Origin of the sequence: Streptomyces sp. NPDC101225, from assembly GCF_044767585.1 — a bacterium.
GTDB lineage: Bacteria > Actinomycetota > Actinomycetes > Streptomycetales > Streptomycetaceae > Streptomyces.
This window is the reverse complement of the sequence record NZ_JBIWOE010000070.1, coordinates 1-18,410: the sequence shown is the minus strand read 5'-3', so window position 1 is coordinate 18,410 and position 18,410 is coordinate 1. Positions and strand designations below refer to the sequence as shown.

General features: G+C 66.4%; 15 protein-coding genes. 9 read left to right on the top strand and 6 right to left on the bottom strand.

Features of this window, described 5'->3' with window-relative positions:
• The first annotated feature begins 1 nt into the window (after nucleotide 1).
• Genes dpdJ through dpdD form a run of 3 tightly spaced genes read left to right on the top strand, consistent with a single transcriptional unit; the run spans nucleotide 2 to nucleotide 7,052 of the window.
• Nucleotides 2-4,489 carry a protein DpdJ gene (gene dpdJ, locus ACIRPX_RS44130; RefSeq protein ID WP_404205801.1) on the top strand — a complete coding sequence of 1,496 codons (4,488 nt, stop codon included), beginning with the start codon at nucleotides 2-4 and terminating at the stop codon, nucleotides 4,487-4,489.
• Between the two features lie 2 nt (nucleotides 4,490-4,491).
• Nucleotides 4,492-5,007: a phospholipase D-like domain-containing protein DpdK gene (gene dpdK, locus ACIRPX_RS44125; RefSeq protein ID WP_404205808.1), complete on the top strand. Its 516-nt coding sequence runs from the start codon at nucleotides 4,492-4,494 to the stop codon at nucleotides 5,005-5,007.
• Complete coding sequence (gene dpdD, locus ACIRPX_RS44120) at nucleotides 5,004-7,052, top strand: protein DpdD (protein ID WP_404205800.1); 2,049 nt, start codon at nucleotides 5,004-5,006, stop codon at nucleotides 7,050-7,052. The genes dpdK and dpdD overlap by 4 nt, the downstream gene beginning before the upstream one ends.
• A gap of 63 nt (nucleotides 7,053-7,115) precedes the next feature.
• Here the strand turns inward: dpdD and dbpB (ACIRPX_RS44115) are convergent, their stop codons facing one another.
• From dbpB (ACIRPX_RS44115) to ACIRPX_RS44100, 4 genes are read right to left on the bottom strand one after another with little or no spacing between them, the layout of a single operon-like run.
• Nucleotides 7,116-8,219, bottom strand: a complete 1,104-nt coding sequence (gene dbpB / locus ACIRPX_RS44115; protein WP_404205799.1) for a DGQHR domain-containing protein DpdB — start codon at nucleotides 8,217-8,219, stop codon at nucleotides 7,116-7,118.
• 43 nt (nucleotides 8,220-8,262) lie between these two features.
• On the bottom strand, nucleotides 8,263-9,483 hold the full coding sequence (dpdA, locus tag ACIRPX_RS44110) for a tRNA-guanine transglycosylase DpdA (RefSeq protein WP_404205798.1): 1,221 nt from the start codon (nucleotides 9,481-9,483) through the stop codon (nucleotides 8,263-8,265).
• Nucleotides 9,480-10,613, bottom strand: a complete 1,134-nt coding sequence (gene dbpB / locus ACIRPX_RS44105; protein ID WP_404205797.1) for a DGQHR domain-containing protein DpdB — start codon at nucleotides 10,611-10,613, stop codon at nucleotides 9,480-9,482. Before dbpB (ACIRPX_RS44105) ends, dpdA begins: the two co-directional genes overlap by 4 nt.
• Nucleotides 10,613-11,503 (bottom strand): hypothetical protein, encoded by an 891-nt coding sequence (locus ACIRPX_RS44100; RefSeq protein ID WP_404205796.1) that lies wholly within the window; start codon nucleotides 11,501-11,503, stop codon nucleotides 10,613-10,615. The genes dbpB (ACIRPX_RS44105) and ACIRPX_RS44100 overlap by 1 nt, the downstream gene beginning before the upstream one ends.
• Before the next feature lie 123 nt (nucleotides 11,504-11,626).
• Between ACIRPX_RS44100 and queC the strand changes: the two genes are divergently transcribed.
• From queC to ACIRPX_RS44070, 6 genes are all read left to right on the top strand, one after another.
• Nucleotides 11,627-12,322: a 7-cyano-7-deazaguanine synthase QueC gene (gene queC / locus ACIRPX_RS44095; RefSeq protein WP_404205795.1), complete on the top strand. Its 696-nt coding sequence runs from the start codon at nucleotides 11,627-11,629 to the stop codon at nucleotides 12,320-12,322.
• 2 nt (nucleotides 12,323-12,324) lie between these two features.
• Nucleotides 12,325-12,960, top strand: coding sequence for a 7-carboxy-7-deazaguanine synthase (gene queE, locus ACIRPX_RS44090; protein ID WP_404205794.1), 636 nt, complete (start codon nucleotides 12,325-12,327; stop codon nucleotides 12,958-12,960).
• Nucleotides 12,960-13,316 carry a 6-carboxytetrahydropterin synthase QueD gene (gene queD, locus ACIRPX_RS44085; protein WP_404205793.1) on the top strand — a complete coding sequence of 119 codons (357 nt, stop codon included), beginning with the start codon at nucleotides 12,960-12,962 and terminating at the stop codon, nucleotides 13,314-13,316. Before queE ends, queD begins: the two co-directional genes overlap by 1 nt.
• A 3-nt stretch (nucleotides 13,317-13,319) precedes the next feature.
• Complete coding sequence (locus ACIRPX_RS44080) at nucleotides 13,320-14,093, top strand: GTP cyclohydrolase I FolE2 (RefSeq protein WP_404205792.1); 774 nt, start codon at nucleotides 13,320-13,322, stop codon at nucleotides 14,091-14,093.
• A 1,048-nt stretch (nucleotides 14,094-15,141) separates the two neighbouring features.
• Complete coding sequence (locus ACIRPX_RS44075; protein ID WP_404205791.1) at nucleotides 15,142-15,828, top strand: hypothetical protein; 687 nt, start codon at nucleotides 15,142-15,144, stop codon at nucleotides 15,826-15,828.
• 212 nt (nucleotides 15,829-16,040) lie between these two features.
• The gene (locus ACIRPX_RS44070; RefSeq protein ID WP_404205789.1) at nucleotides 16,041-17,243 is read left to right on the top strand and encodes an ISAs1 family transposase; all 1,203 of its coding nucleotides are present in this window, start codon (nucleotides 16,041-16,043) and stop codon (nucleotides 17,241-17,243) included.
• A 117-nt stretch (nucleotides 17,244-17,360) separates the two neighbouring features.
• Here the strand turns inward: ACIRPX_RS44070 and ACIRPX_RS44065 are convergent, their stop codons facing one another.
• Together ACIRPX_RS44065 and ACIRPX_RS44060 are read right to left on the bottom strand one after the other, a co-directional pair.
• On the bottom strand, nucleotides 17,361-17,663 hold the full coding sequence (locus tag ACIRPX_RS44065) for a hypothetical protein (protein ID WP_404205788.1): 303 nt from the start codon (nucleotides 17,661-17,663) through the stop codon (nucleotides 17,361-17,363).
• Nucleotides 17,664-17,889: 226 nt separating this feature from the next.
• Nucleotides 17,890-18,159, bottom strand: a complete 270-nt coding sequence (locus ACIRPX_RS44060; protein WP_404205787.1) for a hypothetical protein — start codon at nucleotides 18,157-18,159, stop codon at nucleotides 17,890-17,892.
• Between the last annotated feature and the right edge of the window lie 251 nt (nucleotides 18,160-18,410).

Sequence of the window (18,410 nt, the reverse complement as noted above, 5' to 3'; positions counted from 1 at the left end):
GGTGGTTTCGCAGACACTTCTCACTCGCCCTCTGCTTGGGCGGGCGCTGACGGCGCTGGAAAACCTTGAGCTGCCTTTGCTGTCCTGGGGGGTGACAGAAGGAGCGCTCGCCCGCGACGAAGTGGTGCGTGAGCTGTGGAAGCTGGCCGAGGACGACCCCGAGGCCGCAGAGGTAGGGGGTGAGGGGCTACTCGCGGCCCTGGTGCAGCGTCATCTGCTGTTTCGCCTGCCAGGCGGTCCCGAGCGTTACCGCACGCGGCTGGCTGAAGGCGTGCGATTGACGGCAACGTTGCGGCAGTCCTTCGCCCCCCGCGGTTACCGGCCCGGGGCGGCACTGCCCAACCGGTGGTGGGAGCAGGGCCGGCGTCTGGTGGCGGACTATCGCCTGCATGTGGCCGAACGCCGCTACCCGATGCGGAACATTCCCGCCGTCGAGGCGATCGCCGAGTTGGCGCAGGTTCTCGGGTGGAGCGAGTTGCATACCGAGGTGGCGCGCAGCCAGATCGGCACCTACGCACTGTCCCGCTTCCAAGTCGACGCCACCAAAGCGGTCCTGCAGGGGCTGCGGGCAGCCGACTCCCGCGGCGTCGTGGTCAGTGCCGGCACCGGCAGTGGTAAGACACTGGCGTTCTACCTTCCCGACTTCGCTGCCCTGGCCCACGACCGGCGTGCCAACGCCGTGCACACGCTGGCGCTGTATCCGCGCGTGGAGCTGCTGCGCGACCAGCTGCGGGATGCCGTAGCAGGAAATCTTCGACTGATCGAGCGAGGCCTGAGCGCGCCTCGCATCGGGGTGCTGTATGCCAGCACCCCCTGGGAGGGGACCAACCTCACGGCGCCCAGCGCACGGCGCACGGGGACGACCTGGCCGGTGTTGGGGGACGGGTTCGTCTGCCCCTATCTCGGGTGCCCCTCGTGCGAAGGCGGCCAGTTGGTGTGGTCGCGTCGCAATGTCGAACAGCAGCGGGAAGTGCTGCAGTGTGCGCAGTGCCGGCGCGCCTTGCCTGCCGGGATGGTGGCACTGACGCGGCAGTCGCTGTGCAATGACGCTCCCAAACTGCTCTTCACCACCACTGAGATGCTCAACCGGGCCAGCGCCGGCTCGGCCTTGGGTCGCGTTCTGGGTTGGGTTGCGGGGGCGGGGCCGCGGGTGGTGCTGCTGGATGAGGTGCACACGCACACCGGTTCGACAGGAGCACAGACCGGCTTGTTGCTGCGGCGCTGGCGCCATGCCCGACGCACTCCGGTGACGTTCGTGGGCCTGAGCGCAACGCTGCGCCAGGCGGATCAGTTCATGGCGCAGTTGACCGGGCTGGAGGCGGACAAGGTCACCTTGATCGAACCGCATCCGGCGGACATGGAGAGCGAGGGGCGCGAGTATGCGCTGGCACTGCGGGGCGATCCGGTCTCGGGGGTGAGTTTGCTGTCGGTGGCGATCCAGACGTCCATGCTGCACGGCCGCCTCCTCGACCATGGTCTCCCCCTGCAGCAATCTCTGTTCGGCAGCCGGGGCTTCTTGTTCACGGATGACCTGGATGTCACCAATCGGTTGTATGACGACTTGCGGGACGCGGAAGGTGGCCAGGTTGGCCGTCAGGGGCGGCGTAAGCGCGACAAGCCGGTACTGGCGGCGCTGCGCAGTCCGGATCTGCCGGCGCAGGATGCGCGCTATGAGGCGGGCCAGTCGTGGAACCTGCCAGAGCGCATCGGGCATCACCTCAGCCAAGACCTCTCGCAACGGCCGCTGCTTATCGGGCGGACATCCTCGCAGGACGCCGGGGTGGACGCGGACGCCAACCTCGTCGTGGCGACCGCATCACTCGAGGTGGGCTTCAACGATCCCCGCGTCGGGTTGGTGCTTCAGCACAAGGCCCCGCACGATGCTGCCTCCTTCCTGCAGCGGCGTGGCCGGGCCGGGCGTGAACGCGGCACCCGACCCTTCACGGTGGTCACCCTGTCCGACTTCGGCCGAGACCGACTGGCCTATCAGGGCTACGACGCTCTGTTTTCACCGGAAATCGCCGCCCGCACCCTGCCGTTGGGCAACCGGCACATCGTCAAGATCCAAGGCGCGCAGGCGCTGGTGGACTGGCTGGGTATCCGGCTGCGTCAACGTCGCATCGGGGTGGATGCGCGTCACCTGCTGACCGAAACCGCCAATCCGGATACGCGTGAGAAGTACGTGCGGGCGCGGCAGCAGATCTGCACGGATCTTGCTGCCTTGTTGGATGGTGACGAGGGGTTGCTGACCGAGTTGACCGTGCACCTGCAGCGCTCCTTGGCCCTGGATGAGGACGGGGTCCTGGCGCTGCTGTGGGAACAGCCGCGGTCAGTGATGCTGGCCGTGGTGCCGACCATCCTGCGGCGCCTTCAAGTGGGCCGTGACGCCGTACACAACGATGCCGGGGCGGGCCCGTCTGCGTTCTTGCCGGAGTTCATCACGCGCTCGCTGTTCGATCCGCTGAACCTGCCGGAGGTGGAGTTCACCCTTCCCTTCGCCACCGGCAGCGAGGAACGCCTCCCGGTGGGCAGGGCACTGGCGGAAGCGGTCCCCGGGCGCGTCAGCCGCCGCTACGGCTACCAGAGCGACCGCGACCGCACCTGGCTGGAGGTGCCGACAGGCGCGACGGACGTCACGATTGACCTCCAGGACTTCGTCGAGCGTGATTTTCCCCAAGGCCGATGGGACAGCGACCGCGCGGACGTGGGGCAGGTCCTGGTCACGCGGCCTCAAGTGATCCGTCTGGCCGCGCCACCGGAAGATGTGGCCAGCCATTCCCAGGCGCGTCCGCTGTGGGCTAGTGAGTTCGTGCCCAACCGGTCGGGCACCACCGCGGCTGCAGTGCCGGATCTGGCGGCCTGGCAGGACCGGATTCGGCAGGTGGGCTTCGCCACCCACGCGGCGGGAAACCCGATTGAGGTACGCCGCATGACCTACGGTGCCGCGTGCGACATTGCGCGGGGCACACCGGCAGCGCGAGAGCAGGTGTCGGTGCGCTACAGGTTGGACGGCGATGCCGCCGCCATGGGGTTTGCCTCCTCCGTCGACGCGTTGCAGGTGCAGGTCGCTGCTTTGGAGGTCACCGCCCCGGGCGTTGTGGAACATCTTCGCTCACGGCAATGGCGTACGAAGGCGTTCACGCGCGTGGTCGCCGAGGATGCGCGTATCACGGCGCACGCTAATGTCTTTCAGCGAGGCTGGCTGGCGTTGGTCTATCTGGCCGCGTTCGCCGTGCGCGGCATGCGGGACGACACGCCCCAGACGATCCATGCCGCTTTGGCGGGCGGGGCGTGGCGCCAGGACGTCCCGCAAGTGATCCAGATGCTGTATCGGCAAGATCCCGTTACCGGTAGTGCGCAGGCGGGGGTTGCAGACCGGGTGACGGCCGATTTGGTGGCGCTGAGCCAGCAAAACGGGGTAGTGCAGGCCCTCGACGAGGCAGGCATGCTGCTCTTTGCTGCCGACGTCGAAGCGACCACCGCCGCTTTGGCTCGTCGCGCCTATCGCGACACGTTGGCGGCGGCGCTCCTCGAGGCGGTGCTGCGTTCCTGTCCCGATGCGCAGGACGGTGACCTGACCATCGACGTGGTGGCCGGCAGCAACGGCGTCGACACCCTGTGGATCAGTGAGACCTCAGAAGGTGGCCTGGGCATTGTCGAGGCGGTGGCCTACCGCTATGGCGAAGACCCCGCCCGCTTTTGGACGCTGGTGGCGGCTGCGTTGCGGCCCAACGCGTACGAGTACACCGATCGACGGCTGACCGATCTGCTGCGGCATGTCATCAAGGAGGAGCCGGGCGGGGAGTTGGCCCAGGCGATGGCGCAGGTGCGGGCTGCCGCCTCGGCCGGCCAGGCGACCGCGGCTTTGGGGCAGGTCCGCGCGGCATGGGCGGCGTTGGACGGCACTCCCCGGCATGCTGACGTCGCGGCGTTGGCGACGCGACTGCTGCGCCCGGGGTCAGACCGGACGACGGACTCGGCCGCGTGGGCGCTTATTCAAGCGTGGGACGGTCTGGAGGAGACTCTCGGCATCGAGGTGGACGCCCGTGTGATGGCTTATACAGCCGGGGCCGGCGCGTTGCCGCTGCCTCGGCCGCTAACGTCGGATCAGGCCTTCAGCATGCTGTGGCCGCGCGGGGATCAGGCCCGCAACCATCATCTGGAGTCGTATCAACCCTACCGGGACAGTGAGCAGCCCGCGGTGCTGGATCGGCTGCTGGTGGCGATGGTGCATGCGCACGACATTCCGCGCATCGACGCCACGGCTGAGGACTGGATCACTCACTATCAGAAGGTGCTGACCCACGGGCGAGAAGTGGAGTTGGCGCTGCCGCTCAATCAGCCGGAGATACTGCGGAACGTGCTGCTACAGGTACCGCTCATAGCCGTGGACCGCGAAGTGATGCGTCTGTTCGGCGAGGTCGTGCAGGTAAGCCGAGATCATCAGTGGGTTCTGGTGCGGGCTGTGATCAAGGAGTCAGAGCAGTGAGCATGCCGAGCCGGACGCTGCGCACCAATGCGCGCAGCGCATTGCGCGCAGACTCGCTGATCCGCACCGCACTGTTGGCGCAACTGGCTGCGGGCGGCGGTGAGGTGTGGCTGGTGTCCGCGTGGATCAGTGACGTTGAGTTGGTGGATAACGGCAACGGCTGCTTCGACTACCTGCTCGGGGAGGACCCACCCGAGCGCTGCCGATTGTCGGACCTGCTGCTGCTGCTGGCGCGGGCCGGCACAAAAGTACGGGTGGTGACCCGGTCTGCCGCGGCGAATGATGCGTTCGTGCAACGGCTGCGGTCGGGTGCGGACGCCACCTGTGACCTTCGGGTCGTGGAGGACGATGCCGTGCACGAAAAGTGCCTGGTGGGCCCGGGATGGATCTTCCTGGGTTCGATGAATTTCACCCGCAATGGCCTGGCGCGCAACAAGGAACAGATCACGTACGCCATGGACGAGCGCAGTGCGGCGCAGGCCCTGGTGGAGTTTCAGCACGAGTGGGGGCAGGCGTGACAGGCACGGACAAGCCCCAGCCAAGCCAGGCCGAAGCGCTGGAGACCTTCGTCGATCTATTTCTGGACCCGCGGCACAACGCTGCCGGGAAGCATCCCGAGTGGTGCGCGCCATTTCGTCGCAGCGCCCTACAGGCCAAGCGCGCTCCCGTGGTCCTGCCGCGCGTGTGGGAGGCGGCGGATGAGTCCGCCTACTATGTGATCGCTCGCCGGCCCAACGAGGCGGGAGTGGTACGTGATCTGCTGGTCGCCTTTGCTGGCCCGTCCTTGGTGAAGGTCGGCTATGACATTCCCGTCCTTTTGGATGGCGGGGATGTCATCGAGTCCGCCATCGCGGCCCGTTTCGGACCGGCCAGCACGTTCAAGTTGCGTGCACCGCGCGAGAAGCGCAAGGAGCTGCACGCTGCACTGACCCGCATGCTGGGCATGGTGGAACACAGCCCCCAGAGGGCGTGGTCGGCGCCCAAGCCGTTGGGCCGACTGCTGACGGACTTTGAGGCTGCCCTGATCGGCGGCGCCTCTCAGGTGGCTGCCGAACTCTTGGATCAGATCGGCCACCAGGGCGGACTGTCGGTGGCCAACCTCAAGCATCTGCAGATCAAACGACTGGCGGTCATGGGGCAGGCTCGCGCGCTGCTTGCCCTGCCCGGGCTGCGCGAGGTGCTCCTGCAAGATCCTCCGCGAGCGGTGAAGGACATGGTGCTCAGCGCCATCTATGCCACTTGCATCGAGCCCCCGCTGGCCGAAAACTCCTTGGCCCAGGCCTGCGTGGCACTGGCGCAGCCACGGGTACCGATCGCGCTGCTAGCCGAAGAGGACCCGCTGCACTTCAGCGATGCCGCGGCCGCCGCCCTGTTGGTCGGCCTGCTGGCGCGCGGGCAGGAAACGGAGTTGGCCAGCGCCATTGCCGCCCTGGACGGCGTGCAGCGCTCGGCGGCCGTACCGGCGGCATTGGACGGCTACCGCGTCAAGGTCGCGCACGTGGCAGTGGCGGATGCAGGCACCGTCGCTGACCGCGCACCTGATGCCGCAGCCCACGCTGATGGGGCCTGGCGGCCTGCCACCTGGGAAGAATTGCTCACCGCCGTGGCCGAGGGCGACAAGGCTGCCGTGCGCGTCTGCCGGGACATGGAGGCGGACGGTGCAGCCGAAGTGCCCCTGGCCGCGGATGCCGATACAGATGCGGCGCTGGCCGAGTTGTTGTCCGGTCTGGGAGACGCCGGCTACGAGAACGTGTGGCGGTATGCGCTGTCGCCGTTCTTGCAAGAGGTCTGCCGCAGTGGACTGTCACTGCCGCTGACACTGGCGCAGATCACCGCGAGCAGCATCGGCCAGCGGCGCGACCCGGCAAACCTGGCCGTACTGGATCTGCTGCTGGAGTTGTTCTTGCGAACCTCTCCCTCCGCGGACGACTACGACGAGTTCCTCGAGCATCTGACCATGCGGGTGCAGGAGTGGGTCGCCTCGGAGACAGCCAGCCAGGCACTGGACTTCGTCGACCGCCTGGCGGCCTTCGCCTCCCCCAACCACCAACTGCGGGCGCAGGCAGCCCTGGAACTGCTGACCCCGCTGCATCGGCATGCCCAGCGCCTAGATGAGGCCTGTCTGACCTCGGCGCGTTCCTTGACGCACGAGTTGGAGTTGGACCTTGACTGGCCCGTCTGGCAGCAGTCGGACAGCGGCGAGGTCGCCGTCACCATCGGTGGTGCTCACGTGCTGGTGTACGGCATGGATGCGGGCGTGCTGGACCGGGTGCAGCAATGGATGGCACAGCGCTATCCCCAGGTGAAGGTGTCACTATCGGATGACAAGGTGGGCTCCAGCCGCTTGCGGGAGGTGGCACGCCATGCGGACTTCAGTGTGCTGATCACTCAGTGCGCCACCCATGCCGCTACGAACTTCATCAGCCAGCACACGCCATCGGTGGTGTATCCGAAGGGAGCCGGGTCAGTGTCGGTGGTGCGCGCCATCGTCGATGAACTGCAGCATCGCGCCCGCTCGAGCCCACCTCCCTCAGTCCTCCGCGGACGTGGTCGGGCGCGGTAGGTAACGCCATCGCCGCAGGCCCGGTGTTCACCGTGCCCTCAGCGGGCACGGTGAACCAACAGGTCAGCTGCGCACGGCGCGCACCAGCAGGTCGGTGAGCAGGCGGATGTCGCTGGGGGTGTTTTGCAGGCCGTTCCAGCGGCGCTGTTCGCCGTCGGGGAAGCGCCACATGCCGGAGGTCCAGGCGGTGATCGGCATCAGTCCCAGGACGGCGTTGCGGACCTGGTCGCCGTCGACGTCTTCGGCTGCCATGCCGTCGGTGAGGCTGTCCATGACGAAGCCCATGGCCTGGATGCCGACGCCGTGGGTGAGGCGGGATTGGCGGGGCGGGAGTTTCCAGGCGTCGCTGAAGGTGTCCTTGACGATGGTCCAGTAGGAGCGCAGGTGCGTCAGCATGCGTTCGACGTCGCCGGAGCCGTCTTCGGGGTTGCGGTATTGGTAGAGGGCGCCTTCGAAGAGGCTGTGTTCCAGCATGCGCAGCAGGCTGGTGTCCTTGATGTTGCCGTGGGGTGAGGTGGGGCTGGCGATGCGGCCGTAGAAGGGGCCCTGGCCGTCGGTGTTGAGGCGGGTCATCAACTGGGCCGGCAGGCGCTTGCGGGCGTAGGCGGGCGGGAGATGGCCGCTGGTTTCCGGCAGCAGTTCGTGGATGAGGCCCTTGGGCAGCGGCTTGGTGGAGTTGACCAGGATGAACTGGGAGCGCTGGTCTTCGTGGTTGTCGGCGATGAAGCCTACGGCGGCGACGGGGAATTCGGCCAGGTCGGCATCTCGGATGGCGGCGCTGCGCTGCTGGCCGTCCACGATCAGGGCGGGCTTGTCCTGGTCCGTCAGGGACTCGTCGACCGGGATGATCAGTTCGCCAGGGACAGAGTAGTCGACGCCGCCGCGGCGGCGTGCTGTGGTTTCGAACCGGACACTCTCGTCGAAGGCCAGCACCAGGGCGTTGGGGAGCATGGCGTTGTCGGATTCGAGGTAGCGGCGGATGCCGCGGATGTGGCTGAGAACTTCGGGACGCTGGTAGCCCTGGAGGTTGCTGCCCTCGTCGCGGCGGACGCGGGAGACGGCGGCGAAGCTGTGGAGTTTCTTCCCATCGACGGCAAAGCAGTAAATTTTTCTGTCACCCTGGCGGACTTCGAGCGCCGGAAGCCTGAGTTCGTATCGGTCGGCCATCGCATCTCCTGACGTGATTAAAAGAAAAAGAGGGTGGTGCGTTTTATCCGAAGGTGAGGGAGCGCATTTTGGCCTCGAGTACGGTCAGGTTGTGGAATCCGCGGCGCTTGTTGCGCTCGGTTCCCCGGAATATCGCAATCTCAATACCATGTTTGTTGCACAGGGCGCAGGGGCAGGTGCGCCAGGGTGCGTCACTCAGCGTGCGTTCGTAGTATTCGAGGTAGCTTTTCTTTTTCGGTCCGAGGACGAGGGATTCGTAGGTTTCGAGGGCGGTCAGTACGTCCTCGAGGGGTGTTTCTTCGCGGTCGAATTCCCGCAGGGCGCCCAGGCAGGCACGTTCGGCGATGATTGCTTCTGCCTGGGAGACGCTGCCGGACAGGATGAGGCGTTTGAGGGCAGGGTTGCCGTCGACCTGGGGGACTCTGATGGCCGTGTAGGAGTCGGTGGCGGTGTGGTAGTTGTTGCGGTCGTCCATGAAGGCCTGACGGAAGGCTGAGGTGCTGTCGAAACTGGTCACGCCGTGGCGGGCGAACTGTTCCATGCTGTCGACGCGGTTGATGCCGAGCAGGTGCAGTTCGGTTTCGGGGGCGCGGACGGTGTCGACGGCACGCAGGCAGGCGAGGATTTCATGGGATTTGAGGGGAACCATGCCGCCCAGGGCGATCCTGCGGTAGCCCATTTTCTGCAGTTCCTGGACGCTGCGCGCGTAACTGTGGGGGCCCCATCCCTGGGCTGCGCCGACCGGTTCGAACCGGGCGCCTGAGGTGCGGGCGGTGGTGATGAAGTCTTCGGCGAGGCGGAGGGAGATCTGCTGGCGGTTGATCCATGCGGCTTCGGGTTCCGCGTCGGATTCCTGTGGGATGTAGCCGAAGATGATGTGGTCGATGCTGATGCCGGCGTCGAATCCGCAGCGGCCGTAGAAGTCTAGGACTTCGTCGACTTCGTAGGGCGGGTGCTCCTCGTCGATGTAGTTGAAGGCGCCACAGTCGCCGATGGTGGAGCAGACTTCGGGCAGGCGGAAGAAGTTTTTCACGCCCAGGCGGTAGAAGCGCTCGCGCTGCGGGGCAGAATATTTCCCTGCGCCTTTCATGGACCCGTCGACCACCGCCTTGCTGACGAGGATCCCGTCATAGGGGATCGGTGTCACGGCCTGGTGGGCGTAGACGTCATCACGTTGGCGTACTCGGTAGGGCGAGTACTCGTCGTTGATGAAGTCGTAGGTGGGGCTCACCAGGTCCTGACTGTCAGGGAAATAGAATTTCACGCGGCTTTTGCCTTTTCCTGCACATAGATACGGAGGAGGTAGTTCGACAGAGTGCTGATGTGGCGGGGATTGTTTTGGAGTTCGTTCCAGGGAATGTTCAGGTCGGGCCAGCGTCCCTTGGTCCAGTGGCAGTGCGGGGCGATCAGGACGAGTTCGGCCCGTGCCTGCTCAACGGCGTGGGGAGAGGCGGGGTCGATGGCCATCATTACCCGATCCATCAGGCGTCCCATGGAGCGGATGCCCACCCCGTGCATCAGTCGGCTCTGGGTGGCGGGCAGTCCCCACGCTTCGGGGAAGGTGTCGCGCACAGCGGTCCAGTAGACGACGAGGATCTGGCGGATGGTAGCCGTGTCCACGGTGCCGTTGGAGAGGTTTTTGTAGGGGAAGAAGGCTCCCGACGGGGAGTTGAGGGATTCCTGGATGGCCGTGGTGAGGCTGTTGTCGGTGACGACGGCGGCCGCTTTTTGTTCGGCGGTGGTGGAGGGGCGGCGCACCAGTCCGCGAAACGGTGAGTCCTTGTCGTGGTTGAGGGCTTCGACCAGGACGGAGGGGAGTTTGCGGGCGGACAGTTTGGTCGGCAGGGCCGTGCCGACCTCCGGGAGGAGTTCCGTGACCAAGTTAGTGGGCAGGGGGGAAACCGTGTTCACCCGCAGGAACTGATCGCGTTGGGTTTCCAGGTCTTCGGCGACGAAGCCGGCAATGGTGACGGCCAGGCGGGTGTTGCGGGTGCGGGCCAGGGCCAGGCTGCGCTGCTGGCCGTCGACGATCCAGGCCGGCCGGGGGGCGTCGGGCGAATCGGGCAGCGGGATTTCCAGCGTCCCCGACGTGCATAGGCCGTCGCTGCTGCCGGGGCCGGGGCTGGACTTGAAGCGCACCGTGGAGGGCAGTGCCAGGATCAGGCCGTTGGGGAAGAGGACCTCGTCGCTGTCGAGGTACTCCAGGATCTGCTTCACGTGCTGCTTTTTTTCCGGGCGCTGGTAGCCGATGAGCTTGCCGGCCTCGTTGCGCGAGATGCGTGCGACGTCGGCGACCTGATAGACCTCCTCGGCCGCCAGGGTGAAGACGTACAGCGGGATCGTGGGGTGCTGCTCGATCCGCAGGGCCCGGCGTTTAAGCACAGTGGAAGTCATCAGCGTCCCATCGTTTGGGTGTACAGGTCCGCGAAGCGCTTTTGTTCGCAGGCCATCCCCTTGTCTCGGAACAGGCGCAGCAGACGGGTGCGGGAGGCGTGGGGGTGGAGGTGCTTGGTCTCCTGGATGAAGGAGATCACCGTCTCGTCCGAGACGGGGGTGCGGGTGTAGCGCTCGGGCCTAGCCGCCTGGGTGGCCCAGGCATCCCAACGCGCCTGTGCGGCGGGGGTAATGAGGCGGCCCGGAGTGCAGTGCTCCAGCCAGGTGGCCGCCGTGCGGACATTCAAGCTGGTGAGGGTGCCGCCCAGGGCGTGGCGCAGGGCGGCGTTGGCCGGCACGCGCAGCACCCCGTCCAGATCGCGGGCGCCGCCGATCAGCACTACGTCGGCGCCCGTGGCGGCAAGCGTCAGCAACTCGCGATGCATGGCCTGGGCGTAGGTCTGCGACAGCACCACCAGCGCCCGGCCGGCGGTCGTCGCAATCTGGGACAGGCCGTAACTGCCGTCCATGCGCTGCAGATGATCCCACCAGGGGGCTGCCTGGTCGGTGGAGGAAACCACGGAATCTGCGTGTCGGGGCATGAAAGTTGCCGCATACGACGGAGCGAGGCTGGAGACTGGCCGCAGGCCCAGGCCGGCCGAGGCCACGTAGAGGCGGGGGGCGAAGCCCGCTTGGGAGGCGGTGGCGGTGAGCGCGAGAGCGCACCTCCACTGATCTCCCTGGTACAACTCTTCGAGCTGCCGCTGGCCCGGCGCGGTGCGCAGGCGGCGTGCCCATTCCGCGGCGCGCTGCGGCATCCCTCCCGCGGGCAGTGCGCGGGCGTGCAGGTCGGCCGCGGGCGGCGAGGCCTTCCGGTCCGTGCACGTGACCACGATGGGCAACTCGTTCACTGCGGCTCGACCTCTGGCTTCCGTAACTCGTTTGTTGTTGTGGTTACTGTAGCCGGTAGTTAGCGGGGTAGGCTGCACCTGTCTCAACTGAGGCAACTAGCCTTCGGATAAGGGAGTGACAGCATGGACCGTCCCGCGATCGTGTTGCTGAGCGGCGGCCTGGATTCGACCACGGTGCTGGCCATCGCCAAGGACCAGGGGTTCACTCCCTATGCGCTCAGCTTCCGCTACGGCCAGCGGCACAGCATCGAACTGGAGGCCGCGCAGCGCGTCGCGGCGGCGCAGGGCGTGGCCCGGCATGTCATCGCCGACATCGATCTGCGGGTCTTCGGCGGCTCCGCCCTGACGGCTGACATCGAGGTGCCCAAGCACGAGACGCTTGCGGACGTGGAGGAGGCGGGGGTGCCGATCACCTATGTGCCCGCACGCAACACGATCTTCTTGTCGTTCGCGCTGGCCTTCGCGGAGACCGTCGGCGCCAGCGACATCTTCACCGGAGTGACAGCCGTGGACTACAGCGGCTACCCCGACTGCCGGCCCGAGTACATGGAGGCGTTTGCCACCATGGCCAACCTGGCCACCCGGGCGGGCGTCGAGGGCACCTCCAAGATCACGCTGCACTCCCCCCTGATCGCGCTGTCCAAGGCCGACATCGTCCGTGAGGGCCTGCGCCTGGGCGTGGACTACTCCCTGACCTCCTCCTGCTACGACCCCGACGAGCAGGGCCAAGCCTGCGGCCAGTGCGACACCTGCCTGCTGCGCCTGAAGGGCTTCGCCGAGGCCGGCGTGACGGACCCCGTCCGGTACCAGAGCGCCTGAACATGACCTACCTGATCAAGGAAATTTTCTACACCCTGCAGGGGGAAGGCGGCCACGCCGGGCGGCCGGCCGTCTTTTGCCGCTTCTCCCGCTGCAACCTGTGGACCGGCCGGGAAAAGGACCGCGCCCGCGCCATCTGCCAGTTCTGCGACACCGACTTCGTGGGCACCGACGGCGAAGGCGGCGGCCGCTTCGCCACCGCCGCTGCCCTGGCCGACGCGGTGGAGGCCGCCTGGCCCACCGCCGAACACGACAGACGATTTGTGGTGTGCACCGGAGGAGAACCCCTGCTGCAGCTGGACGAGGACGCCCTCGACGCCCTGCACGAGCGCGGCTTCGAAATCGCGGTGGAGACCAACGGCACCCGCCCCGCCCCCCGCGGCATCGACTGGCTGTGCGTCAGCCCGAAGATCGGCTCCACCCTGGTCCTCACCCATGGCGACGAACTGAAACTGGTCTACCCCCAAGCCGGCGGCGACCCGGCCCAGTTCGAGCACCTCGACTTCCGCCACTTCCGACTGCAACCACTGGACGACGCCCACCGCGAAGAGCACACCCGCGCAACGGTCGAGTACTGCATGAAAAACCCGCGCTGGACGCTGTCCCTCCAGACGCACAAGTATCTGGGAATTCAGTAATGGAAATCTTTCGCGAGTTCACCTTCGAAGCAGCCCACCGCCTGCCGCGCGTGCCCGAGGGGCACAAATGCGCCCGCCTGCACGGCCACTCCTACAAGATTTCCGTGCACGTCGAAGCACCCGTGGATCAAGAACTGGGCTGGGTCATGGACTTCGGCGACATCAAGCAAGCCTTTCGGCCCATCGATGCACGACTGGACCACTACTACCTCAACGACATCGAGGGCCTGGAGAACCCCACCAGCGAGAACCTGGCCCGCTGGATCTGGGACCGCGTGATCACTGAACTCCCGGACTTGTCCGCGATCACCGTGCGTGAAACCTGCACCTCCGGCTGCACCTACCGAGGCGAATAAGGCATGCATGACATCCAAAACGAGCCCGACGGCCGCGGCATCGCCATCGACGAGGTAGGCATCAGCGGCCTGCGCTACCCCCTCACTTTCGACGACGGCCACACCCGTCAACAAGGCATCGCCGAGATCAGCGTCACCGTCGCCCTGCAAGCCGACCGGCGTGGCACCCACATGAGCCGCATGATCGCGCTCGTGCACGAGGACGTCGCCACCCTCACTCCACAGGAGTTGCCCCTCGCTCTCAAGCGAGGCCTCACCCTGCTGGACGCCCCCGCCCTCACCCTCACCCTCGCTCTCCCCCTCGCCACCCCCGTCACTGCCCCCGCCAGCCAGCAGGAATCCTGGCAGACCCACGACATCATCCTCACCGGCCGCATCGACACCAACGGCTGCACCGTCACCACCGCCGTGACCACCCACGTCACCAGCCTGTGCCCCTGCTCGAAGGCCATCTCCGACTACGGCGCACACAACCAGCGCAGCGAGATCACCCTCCACGTCACCGGCACCGCCGACACCCCCTACCCCCTGCCCGTCCACGAAATGATCGACCTGCTACGCAACACCGGTTCCGCCCCCGTCATCCCCCTGATCAAGCGGCCCGACGAACGCGTGATCACCATGCAGGCCTACGACCACCCCGTCTTCGTCGAAGACATCATCCGCGACATAAGCCATGTATGTCGACAAAAGGGCATCAGTCACACAGTCAGGGCGAAAAACCTGGAAAGCATCCACAGCCACGACGCCATCGCCGCCCTGACCTACACCTGCTGACACCGGCACTCCGCGCGAAGCGGGCGATCACTGCCCGGTGCCGCCTCGGGCGGCCAACGCGTCAAGCAGGCCGCGCAGCGCCGAGACGCCCCAGCCAAAGGGGGCACTCCTTGCAACCCACGCCGGCACCGCACCGTCACCCCACGCAGCCACCCCTCCCCCAGCCCGCGCCATGCTGGGTGAAGGCGCTGCGTGGGCCGGTACCAGGCCGATGCTCTTTTGGATGGAGGGGTGCACGAGAGGCGGCCGGATACCTTCCGGCCGATCGGCCACATTCGCCGGACGTGCTCGCGAGCGGCCTGCCAGGATCCAAGGATGATCAACCTGGGAGTGCGTGTCGAGTTCTACGAGAGCGTCGGTCAGGTGGGAGAGCCATCGAGGGGTTACCTCGGTGCGTTGGAGCGGACCGAGGGTTACAGGGCCGCTGCGGTTCCCCAGATCGGGACTACCTCATGGCCGCGTCGTTGCGCGTCACCGACCACCAGACAGCGCTTCAGCCGCCCGGACCGATGCAACTGTGAGGTGCATGCGGAACATCGGTGCGAGCTGGACGAGGTAGTCAGTCAAGGCGCGGAGTTGGTGGGTGCGGGCGAGCTTCTTGCTGACCTTCTCCACAATCTCGGACGGGTTGTCGCCCGGCGCGATCTCGTACGTGATGCTGTCGACCAGGGCGGGAAGAACCGCAGGTCAGCAGGACGAGTGACTCGCGATGTTAAACGCCAAGCTCAGGACCTGACGCGCTTCCAGCTGGCCGCTGCACCCAGCCCAAGTACCGAGCTGATGACAAGGTCGCCGATCACGGACGGGCCGTCAGTGCGCTTCGTGGCGCTCATGAGCCCGCCGATGGTGAGACAGGTGAGTAGGCCAGCGAGCAGCAACCAGAAGACCTTCATTGCGTTCCCAAGGTGTACGGAGTGAGTGCGACACGGTACGACGGAGGGAGCCCGCAGCGTCACCTACCCAAGGGTCACAATGCGGACACATATCCCACACGCCTCCCTCACGTCGCAGATGATGCTCTCTGCAGCGCGCACCTCCAGGGGGGTTCATGAGCCAGCCGCACTACCCACCGCATCCGGGCTGGGGGCCGCCCGCGCCGCAGCCGCCACGGAGGTCCAGCAGCGGCAAGTGGATCGCCATCGTGGCCGCCTGCGCCGTCGCCGCCTTCCTCATCTGCGGGGGCATCGCCATCCTCATCAAGGATGACGGGCACAGCCCGAGCAGTACGTCTGCCGCCAGTGCGCCGGCCGCGGGCAAACCGAGCGCCAAAGCCACGGTCTCGCCAGAGTGCTGGGAGTGGATCCGTCAGGAACTGCAGGACGGCTCCGACAGCATCGACGCCGCCTCCGGGTACGCGGTCTGCGGCAACCTGTCACCGGCCGAGATGGACGCCGCGATCGAAGCAGTCACCAAGGAGATCGCCGCCGATCCGTCCGCGCTCGCCGAAGCCACGCAGACGCAGGCGGAGAAATTCCAGGCCTGCGTGAAGGCCGACGGCACGCCTGGTGAGAAGATCGCGGCCGAGCACGTCATCAAGGTCACCGGCACCGACAAACGGAGCAGTATTGCCGACACCGCTGAGGTGTTCACCAACTACACGGGCGGCCTCCTCGGACCTCACCAGGGCGACGGGAAGCTGATCGCGTCGGCGTTTGCGTCCTGCTACCAGTCCGAGAATGGGCTGGTGACGGTTTATGACAAGGACGGCGAGATCCTGGCCAACGGCAACTGGTGACGTAGTGCTGAAGTCGTCCGAGGTGGCCATCCGCTAGCTTGTCGGTGGTTTCACTTTGATCCGAAACCGGGTTCGCCTCCGACACAGGGCGGCTTCAGGTTCCCTGATCGCGTAGATCGTCCGGCGGGGTGGGGTAATTGGCGCCGCAGCAGAGCGGGCACGAGACCTGTGATCATCAGGGTGTCTACGCCAGTTGATCACGATGAGGTCCCGTGCCCGTGCCCCGATCCTGCCCGATCCCTGCTGTCCTGGCCAAGTTGGGCTCTCTGGACCAGGACGACGCCGACCGCTTGCGCCGCCACCTGGAACGCGTCCCCGATCCCCGTGACCGCCGGGGGCGGTGGTATCCCCTGGTCGGCGTGCTGCTGATGTGCGCCTGCGCCGCTGTGTCCCAGGCCCGCACCGTCGAGGAGATCGCCGAGTGGGGCCAGCGGGCCGCCCTGGGCCTGCTGGACCGGCTCAGTTTCCGCCGTCATGTGCCCGGCCGCTACCGCTCCCCGTCCCAGCCCACCCTCACCCGGATCCTGGCGGCCGTGGACGCCGACGCCCTGGACGCGGCCGTCGGCGCCTACCTGGCCGAACATCGGCCCGGCCCCGCGGTCCGGCCGGCGATCGCGGTCGACGGCAAGGCACTGAAGGGCTCCGCCCGCCTCGGCCGGCGCCACCGCCATCTGCTGTCGGCCGTGGCGCACGCCCCCGCGATCACTCTGGCCCAGCGGGAGGTGGACGCCAAGACCAACGAGACCGCTGCCTTCCGGCCGCTGCTGGAGAAGCTGGACCTGGAGGGCACCGTGGTTACTTTCGACGCCCTGCACAGCGTCCAGGACTCCGTGCGCTGGCTGGTGACGGAGAAGAAGGCGCACTACATCGCGGTGATCAAGGGCAACCAGCCGACCGCATACGCGCAGCTCAAAGCCCTGCCGTGGGATCAGACCGCGGTGCAGCACAGCACGTCGGAAGCCGGACACGGACGGCGGGAGTCCCGGTCGATCAAGACCCTCGCGGTGGCCGACCACCTGGGCGGGATCGCCTTCCCCGAGGCGCGACTGGCCCTGCGCATCCACCGGCGCCGCAAGCGGACCGGGGACAAGGAGTCCCGCGAGACGGTGTACGCGGTGACCAGTCTGGACAGCCATCAGGCCGGACCACACGAACTGGCCGGCCATGTGCGTCGGCACTGGACGGTGGAGTCTCTGCACCACATCCGAGACGTGACGTTCGCCGAGGATGCCTCGACCGTCCACAGCGGCAACGCGCCGCGAGCCATGGCATGCCTCCGGAACCTGGCCATCGGACGGCTCAAGCAACTCGGCGCGACCAACATCGCCAAGACCACCCGCGCCATCCGGGACCTACCCGAACGAGCCGCCCAGATCCTCGGCATCCCCGACGACCCCCGCCCTTCGGGAACTTGAAGCCGCCCTGCCTCCGACATCGTCCGTGACCTGGTGAGTTTCGGATTTCGGCAATCCTGCCGGGAGCACGGAAGCAGCTCTCAAATCCTCTCCCGTCCCGTGCGCTGCCGCAAAACCTCAGGCTGTTCGAATGCGCATGAAATGCTGCGTGGAGATGCTCGATACGAGCGCTTCGCCTGTCTTCGCGACGATGGCCTGATGCACCCGCTCGGGCGTAGCAGACTGCACTCCGCGTTCGGCTATCCACCCTTGGCTACCCACCGCGTTGAGCGCGCCTATATGTGTGTTGCACTGCCACGTCAGCGGCGCGCCTGCTGTGAGCAGGCACGCCCAGACCTGGCGCTCGGCGGGCTGACGACGCTTCTTGGGTAGTAGCTGAACCTCGGCAACGTGTAGGTAGCCGTACTTGTAACAAGCCATCGTCAGTCCCCCGGAAGCATCACTGGTTTGGACGCCAGTCTGCCCACCTGGAGAAGGGACGAATCATCGCTCTCGGCTGCTTGCAGGACACCGCGCCTGTCGGCGTTCTTGTTGATGAGGATGCACCGCCTTGCGTCGTACGTACAACCACGGTTGATTCAGAGCCGAACCAACCAGCAGTCCCTGCACTGCTCCGAGCAAGACCTGGCTCGACACTGTGGGCGGATCAGCGGATGAGTTCATCCGGCGACAGGGGAACGCGGACCGTGCGCTCCCGGGGCCGCATCTCCTCAAGTAGTCTTTTCGCCTCCGCAGGCATAACGTCGCCGGCAACACACCCTTGAGCCATCAGGTCCATCGTGTCCATCACGCTGATGTTCTTCGCACGGGCGAAGGACAGCGTGATCCTGTCGTCGCTGATCCACGTCGAATTGCCCTTGAACTCACGCCGCGTCTGGATCACATGCAGCGTTTCCGCCTCGCCCAGGTGCTCCATTGGATGTGCTGACGTGCCGCCAAATCTCGCTCGCACCGTCTCAACAGCATCCGCTTCATCGTCCTTGACCTCGATCGGAACCTGTCAAAGCGATCAAGGCAGGTAGATCGTTCTAACGCTGTGCTGGGATCAGTGGGCCGTCTGGTGCCGGCTGGTTGCTCGGTCCAGGAGAAGAAGTAACCGTCCACAGGCAGGAGGCCCCTGATGGACCGTGAGCAAGCCTACGACGGACCCCAGATCGTGGGCATGGA

Coding starts and splice junctions, on each gene's coding strand:
- dbpB (WP_404205799.1), bottom strand. CDS start 8,219: ATGGCCGACCGATACGAACTCAGGCTTCCGGCGCTCGAAGTCCGCCAG.
- queE (WP_404205794.1), top strand. CDS start 12,325: ATGACCTACCTGATCAAGGAAATTTTCTACACCCTGCAGGGGGAAGGC.
- dpdK (WP_404205808.1), top strand. CDS start 4,492: ATGCCGAGCCGGACGCTGCGCACCAATGCGCGCAGCGCATTGCGCGCA.
- ACIRPX_RS44075 (WP_404205791.1), top strand. CDS start 15,142: ATGAGCCAGCCGCACTACCCACCGCATCCGGGCTGGGGGCCGCCCGCG.
- ACIRPX_RS44060 (WP_404205787.1), bottom strand. CDS start 18,159: ATGGAGCACCTGGGCGAGGCGGAAACGCTGCATGTGATCCAGACGCGG.
- queD (WP_404205793.1), top strand. CDS start 12,960: ATGGAAATCTTTCGCGAGTTCACCTTCGAAGCAGCCCACCGCCTGCCG.
- ACIRPX_RS44080 (WP_404205792.1), top strand. CDS start 13,320: ATGCATGACATCCAAAACGAGCCCGACGGCCGCGGCATCGCCATCGAC.
- queC (WP_404205795.1), top strand. CDS start 11,627: ATGGACCGTCCCGCGATCGTGTTGCTGAGCGGCGGCCTGGATTCGACC.
- dbpB (WP_404205797.1), bottom strand. CDS start 10,613: ATGACTTCCACTGTGCTTAAACGCCGGGCCCTGCGGATCGAGCAGCAC.
- ACIRPX_RS44065 (WP_404205788.1), bottom strand. CDS start 17,663: ATGGCTTGTTACAAGTACGGCTACCTACACGTTGCCGAGGTTCAGCTA.